Raw genomic sequence first — 6,436 nt, 5'->3', positions numbered from 1 at the left:
CGAAGGAGCATCTCGCAGGGTCGCTGAACACATCTACCTCAGTGTTCACCCTGCTCTCTGGTATGGTAACTGTTCTATGACGCCCTCATGCCGCCACCAACGGTGATCAGTCCCGTTGTATCCGCGAGTAACCCGTCCTCGATGAGCGAGTCATAGTCGTCCAGAATTTCGATCCCGACTTCCGAATCATATCCTTGGCGGTAATAATAGAGAAAGTTACCGACTTCGGCGTCCGTCAGTGCCGGACAGTAGATGGGGACGTCGTTGTCCGCGGCCTGTTTCAAGACGGAATCTTCGTCGTCAAGCGTCTCACCTAGTTCTCGTGCGAAGGCTGTCGGCGTGCGCACTTTTTCGTTTGCGAAAAAGTCATCAAAGAAGTCGTACAGGTACTCCTCCAGCCACACGTATCGATCAGACGGAACAAAAATATTCCCGAGCCGATTGATGCCGCGGTCGCGGAGCGTCGCCTCGTTGGCGTTCCACTTCCCCATCTTGAACGGCTTTGCGGTCTTGATGACGTCCTCCGTCAACGCCCCAGACGTGGTGATGAGTACGTCGACATACCCTTCACGGACCAGATATGCAACTACTTCACGCAATCCCGAGGAGATAATATTCGAGGTGAACGTGAGATAGATCGTCGCTTTCTCTTCTTGCATTCGCTCGGCGATATCGACGGCCTCAGCGAGGTGCGTCGCTTGAAACCCTGTCGTTTCGTAAGACTCGATGAGATCGTGAAAGTCGAACTCCCCGCGAAAATCGTATCCGCGGACGTCCGCCGTGGTTAGTTCATCGTCACTGCCAAGAATAACATGCTCGTACGATTCGTCTTCCTTCACACGATTCCGTAGCGCGACGACTGGTTTGAATGTCTCGAGATAGATTGCTCGTTCCCGATACGACCGTATCTATTATGAACGGATTGCTCTATTAAAAATATATTTTTTGATGTGTTCGCTCGTGGAAGTACCGCTCACTACACGAACACATTGACCATAAGCACCGCTCAACTTGTACGGGATCTGTATCCGTCGCTCACTTGCTGGCTTTACCTCTATTAGTTTCGCTGCCGAACAGATACATCGAGAATGGCTCAACAATCAGCAAAAGACATTGATCTAACTGACGCTGATCACCGCGAAATCGGTGAAGGGCTGTTAGAGGAAGAGATGTCCCCCAGCTCGTCGATGGCACACTTATATCAAGGCGAGATCCACTGGATAAAGTACTGGCGAGAACGCCTCGATCGGACGTCGAATCGGGCCATACTCGTCATGAGCGGCGTCCTCACGTGGGCATTTTCCGGTTCCAACCGTCTCCATTACATTCTTCTGTTAGGAATGGCCGCACTGTGCGCTTTCTTACTGATGGAGGCCCAGCGCTATCTCGGATATGATCTATGGCGAGGACGAGTTCGTATGAGGCAGAAAAACGTCTTTACATACGGATTAGACCCCTCAGCGGGAATTGAAGATCCAGTATGGCGAAAGTAGTTGAGTTAAGATTACCGCCATCCTATAGTTAAAATCATCAGAGAAGAAGCGATCGCACATCGTTTACGACGAATTTACTTACTACTTTTCACAGTCATGTTAGGTTCATGGTTGATCCACGTTCTGACCTTCACGTCAACGCCGTGGCCCACAAGCGCTGCTATAGGGATCATACTCGGGTACTTTGTAGCGGCTATGCTTGCCGTACTATATTTCAGCGCAGTAATCATAGCCGTGCGACCACGAACATGGCGGGCGGAGGATGAACTTTACGAACGATCTATTGGAAATACCGGTAACTGGCCCATTCATCTTTATACTGTCCGTGATATTCTACTCAAAATTATCTGTGAGGAAGAACAGCGGTTTGCTCGACACGTTGCCTGTAATCCGATGTTTTCTGCTTCAGACTACACATTCTTCCTGTTGGTGGCGGGTCATATTATGAGCGACATCGAGGACGAGTGGCTCGGCCTTCCACAATGCGCCAAACCGTTCGTCCAAACTGCATTTTTCTTGGATTAGGCCTAGGCGACTTCTTCGACGGTATCGTCCCTTATCAGATTCTCCAGTGGCACCACATGATATCGGCCCAGACTGATCCGAGTACTCAGCAGATGCATCGATCAAGTCGGTTCAACTACCTAGGGCATTCATGTATTTGATCACATCTCATTGGTGTTTGGAGAGCGGATTACTGCGTGAATGTCGGTTCATCTACTGGTGGGACCGAACACCTCCAGGATTCTCGTCGAACGGTACGGTTCGAAGAGAGTGGAAAGCGATGCGTCTCATAGTACTTGTTCAAATGCGATCATCTATCCAATGGATCCACTCGTGATCAGTAGGAGAGTAATCCCAGCTATTAACACCAATGTTAACCATCCGAAGAAGATCATCGCGGCTTGCCGGCCTGTGAGGTGGTTGCCGTTAAGGATTTCGTCAAGCCCCATATGCAGTAGTACCCATCAGATTGAGATAAATCGTTTGGTTTGGTTTGTTCTCGAGCTCTATCACAATTCGTTCGACTTGATTTTCCGGAGGTTTTCGAGGAGTTCACCGGTTGAACTGCCCTCGTCGAACGTTAGTTTCCCTCGGTACTCGTCCGGCTGGTCGTCCGACTCGGATCCGATCTCAGAGATTGTTTGTTCGCGACGCTCGTACTCACGCTGGTCATAGTCACCCATTCCCATGTGAGTCCAAATATTCGGGAGGAGTCGTAGTCAAGGTATTGGTTACCTACAGAATAGCGATATAGATGCCATAACGAGACCTACTGGCTCCGTACTTATTAGTCCAATATAATAGGATTACGATCGTTTTGCGTTCGATTCCATCTATAGGCTTATACAAACGTACGTCTGTAACAGTCCACCTCCTGAGCTTTATTCCATATATTTAATAATAGTAATATAGAAGAAATAAGTCCAACGGTCATTTGAAGAGTCAGCCTGAGAATTCTTTCCGTACATAATAGCCTAATAATAGTCCATATATACTGGACTATTCTGTTATACTCTTGAGTAGAGAGTTACATTCAATCGGGTGAATCGACCACTCAATTCACACAACTGACTGGTAAGCAAACTATTAGACGAGATATACTCCGAATGAGAGCCCGTTTCTGTCCTTGACCTTATCTTTCACCACTGATCACAGAAACGATGATGAACTAATAGTAATCAATTCAATCGTCGTTGCTCTGTGATTTGGGTCCGGCCGAGGACTGCATCAGTCATGAACGGAACTTATATTGGTCAATGGGTACTATTTATGGACACATCCGGGACAAAGCGACTACGGCCTCGTCGATTAGTCTATCGGATGGTCCACAGAGATCAATGACGATTACTGATGTCACTTTCAAGCCAAGCCTCGATTACCCGTTGAATGAGAGTTCGATGCGTATAACGGTTATCGGAGCTGGTGAGGTCGGACGAACGATCGCTGCAACGCTCGCAGACCTTCACGAGGTAGTTGTTGTTGATTGTGATGAGCAGATCATTGAGGAACTCACGTACGCGTATGATGTACTCGTTATCCACGGAGACGGCCGAGATATTGAAACACTACGAGAGGCCGAAATTAATCAAGCAGATCTCGTAATCGCGTGTACCGACGATGACGACGTCAATACCGTTATCTGTGCGACCGTAACGACGATCTCTAATGCATTCACGGTTGCCCGAGTGAGGCACCGAACGCTCTTCAAAACGTGGAATGACCGTCAGGATGCGTTCGGTGCCGATTTCATGATTTGCACGAACTTGTTGACGTCCGAAGCAGTGTTTCGGATTTCTGGACTCCCTGCTGCACAGGAGGTCGATACGTTCGCGAACGGTCTCGTCCGAATGGCTACATTCGAAATCGACCCGGAGAGTCCGTTCATCGATCGAACCGTGCGCGAGATCGATCTGGATGAATCGGTAACAGTCGCGGCGATCTTTCGCAACGATGAGTTGATACTTCCGACTGGTGAAACTATAATAGAATCCACCGATCGAATCGTAGTCATCGGAAGCGCTAGCGGCGTTACGAACGTCGCGAACCGTATTTCGCTGTCATCGCGAAGTCCGACCGACGAGGTTGTTATCGCTGGAGCGAGCGAGATTGGCTTTCGAATAGCCCAACTGTTCGAAGAGCATGGCTATCATCCTCGAGTAATCGAACCTGATCCCGATCTCGCCCGAACCGCGGCCGAAGCGCTTCCACGTACGACAGTACTTAAGGGAGACCCTGCAGACGCTGGATTTCTGGAGCGCGAACATATCGGAGACACCGATATCGTCATCGCTGCATTGCCGCACGATGAACGGAACTTACTCGTATCGTTAGTAGCCCGCCAGTTTGGTGTCGGTGAAACCGTCGCTATCGTCGAGGATACCGAGTACACCGAATTATTCGAGACCACTGGCGTCGATGTGACCGTGAATCCGCGCGAAGAAACCGCCGAAGAGATCATTCGATTCACCCGACTGATCCCAACTGAAAAGATCGTACTGCTCGACCACGATCGCGCGGAAGTGATCGAGATCGTAGTTACAGAAGAAAGTATTCTCGCAGATCGTGAAATCAGGGATTCTACGGCGAACCTCCCGGATGGAGTTATTATCGGAGCGATCGCTCGAACTGGTGAACTCGTGACGCCTCGAGGAACGACCGTAATCAGACCGGGGGATCACGTCATTCTGTTCGTAGATACGGATGTACTCGATAACGTCACCGAAGTGATCTAACGCGAGATCAGCACGACTTATAGGCTGCGACCGCTAGTACGCAGGTATGGCAGACCTCAACCCGATCGCGAAGCGAATACACCAGATCAGTCCCGAACCCGTCGAGCTTACGCTTAACGACGGAACGACGGCCGTATTTCATATTACAGGGGCCGAGTTCTTTCAGCAGGAATTTCAGGCAGAGGGTATTCGTAAGGACGATGATGCGGATTATCGATTCATCACGAGCACGGATAACGAATCAATTCTGGTCGGACGAAAGGGAGTAGACGAATCGGAATGGACGATGATCGGGACGGTAGTTGAAGTCAACAGGGACGGATCGTAACCGCCTGTTCGCTAGGTATCGTACTGTGGACCCGTTCATTACGGCTCTTTTATTCAATGTGTGATGAAATTCTTATTTTAGTTGGTCCCTCCCAACCTAGCTGCCATCAGCACTGTTGACGACGGTCGGCGATTCTCCTAGAACTCAATGTTCATGTTCGATAGTATACAGCAATCCTATTTTCCGAATATGTTGACGATGTGTCGTGCAGTTTCGAAATCATCTTCAAGTGGATTATATGCACACGCGTGTAATGGATGTCCACAACTTCGTTCCAAAAATAGGAACCATATAATTGCTTAGTATATTCGGACTATTCGCCGAAACTCGTGAGCGATCTGATTACTTAGCGATAATCGTCTAAGTACGAATCTCTGATTTCGGTCTCGAGGTCGTTGACATATTCCGTCAGTATCTCCGGCAGCTCGGTAGTGTACCGTTCGTCCGTGAATCGATACTTCGGGCCGATAATGGCAATCGCACCGAGAACACTCCCATCGGGACCTGTCACGCGCCGCCCAACTTCTCTAAGACCATCGACGTACTCTTCGTCCGCGAATGCAACGCCTTGATCGCGAATCTGCTCGAATTCCTGCAAAAGATCGTCCCGGTCTGTGATTGTGTGTGCCGTCTGTCTGGGGAGCCCCCAGTCGTTCAAGACCGCTTCGACGCGCTCGTCGGGTAATTCGGCGAGAATCGCTTTACCGGTTGCAACGCTGTGGAGATAATAGTAGATCCCAGCAGAGCTAGGCGCGGTAGAGATATGTCGTTCCTTGGATGGAAAGTGACTGTCCGGATGAAAGGATTCGTGGACGAGAATGCCGCGATTATCGTTCTCGACGACGAATTCGACCTCTTCATCGGTTCGATCGGAAAGTTCTGTTACAGCCTGTTTCGCCAACGTGTACGCCTTCTTGCGTGAGCGGGCATACTCGCCGTGATTGAGGAACCGCAACCCGATGTGATATACCGCACCCTCTTTCGTGAGATACCCTTCTTCGAGAAGAGTCTGGAGGTGGAGGTGAATCGTACTTCTCGAAATCTTCAATTCACCAGTCAATTCCTCGAGTGTTGCACCGCCCAATTTCTGAATCGTATCGATTACGACCAGTGATCGTTTCGTCGTTTTCGCCGTCTGTTTGGTCATAGCTCTTCATACCAGTTGGGTTAGCATAAAGATTCTCCCTAGTCGAACTATTAAGTACCTACCGTCGTCCCTATCGGAAACTCGTATGCAACGCACCGTTAGTAGAGGTGCTCTCTTAAGATTCGATACCGATACGATCCGTTGTATCCTCTTGACCACTTCTCAAGGTACGCTCGGCTTTCACAGAATAACCCGAATAGTTCCAAGGAGAACCGGTCATCAATTTCGTCTT

The 6,436-nt window shown here is 49.4% G+C and carries 6 protein-coding genes and 2 pseudogenes; 4 read left to right on the top strand and 4 right to left on the bottom strand.

What is annotated here, in order from left to right; all coding sequences use genetic code 11:
- Nucleotides 1-86: 86 nt before the first annotated feature.
- Nucleotides 87-839 (bottom strand): annotated as a pseudogene (locus C480_RS19285) (deoxyhypusine synthase family protein); the annotation flags it as partial.
- A 249-nt stretch (nucleotides 840-1,088) separates the two neighbouring features.
- Here C480_RS19285 and C480_RS24340 point away from each other — a divergent pair.
- Nucleotides 1,089-1,778, top strand: a pseudogene (locus tag C480_RS24340) (DUF2270 domain-containing protein); the annotation flags it as partial.
- Between the two features lie 197 nt (nucleotides 1,779-1,975).
- A complete protein-coding gene (locus tag C480_RS24820; RefSeq protein WP_204366372.1) occupies nucleotides 1,976-2,158 on the top strand; it encodes a DUF2243 domain-containing protein in 183 nt (60 codons plus the stop codon).
- A gap of 153 nt (nucleotides 2,159-2,311) precedes the next feature.
- On the opposite strand, the gene C480_RS24615 is transcribed toward C480_RS24820, so the two are convergent.
- Nucleotides 2,312-2,446 carry a hypothetical protein gene (locus tag C480_RS24615; RefSeq protein WP_006825360.1) on the bottom strand — a complete coding sequence of 45 codons (135 nt, stop codon included), beginning with the start codon at nucleotides 2,444-2,446 and terminating at the stop codon, nucleotides 2,312-2,314.
- A gap of 60 nt (nucleotides 2,447-2,506) precedes the next feature.
- Nucleotides 2,507-2,686, bottom strand: a complete 180-nt coding sequence (locus C480_RS23660) for a DUF5786 family protein (protein WP_152422665.1) — start codon at nucleotides 2,684-2,686, stop codon at nucleotides 2,507-2,509.
- A gap of 708 nt (nucleotides 2,687-3,394) precedes the next feature.
- Between C480_RS23660 and trkA the strand changes: the two genes are divergently transcribed.
- Nucleotides 3,395-4,729 carry a Trk system potassium transporter TrkA gene (gene trkA / locus C480_RS19270; protein WP_006825359.1) on the top strand — a complete coding sequence of 445 codons (1,335 nt, stop codon included), beginning with the start codon at nucleotides 3,395-3,397 and terminating at the stop codon, nucleotides 4,727-4,729.
- A 46-nt stretch (nucleotides 4,730-4,775) separates the two neighbouring features.
- Nucleotides 4,776-5,057, top strand: a complete 282-nt coding sequence (locus C480_RS19265; protein WP_006667324.1) for a hypothetical protein — start codon at nucleotides 4,776-4,778, stop codon at nucleotides 5,055-5,057.
- Between the two features lie 346 nt (nucleotides 5,058-5,403).
- Here the strand turns inward: C480_RS19265 and C480_RS19260 are convergent, their stop codons facing one another.
- Nucleotides 5,404-6,204 carry an IclR family transcriptional regulator gene (locus C480_RS19260; RefSeq protein WP_006667323.1) on the bottom strand — a complete coding sequence of 267 codons (801 nt, stop codon included), beginning with the start codon at nucleotides 6,202-6,204 and terminating at the stop codon, nucleotides 5,404-5,406.
- Between the last annotated feature and the right edge of the window lie 232 nt (nucleotides 6,205-6,436).

This window comes from Natrialba aegyptia DSM 13077 (assembly GCF_000337535.1).
GTDB classification, from domain to species: Archaea; Halobacteriota; Halobacteria; order Halobacteriales; family Natrialbaceae; genus Natrialba; species Natrialba aegyptia.
Note: the sequence above shows the minus strand (reverse complement) of the source record. Positions and strands in the feature narration are given on the sequence as shown.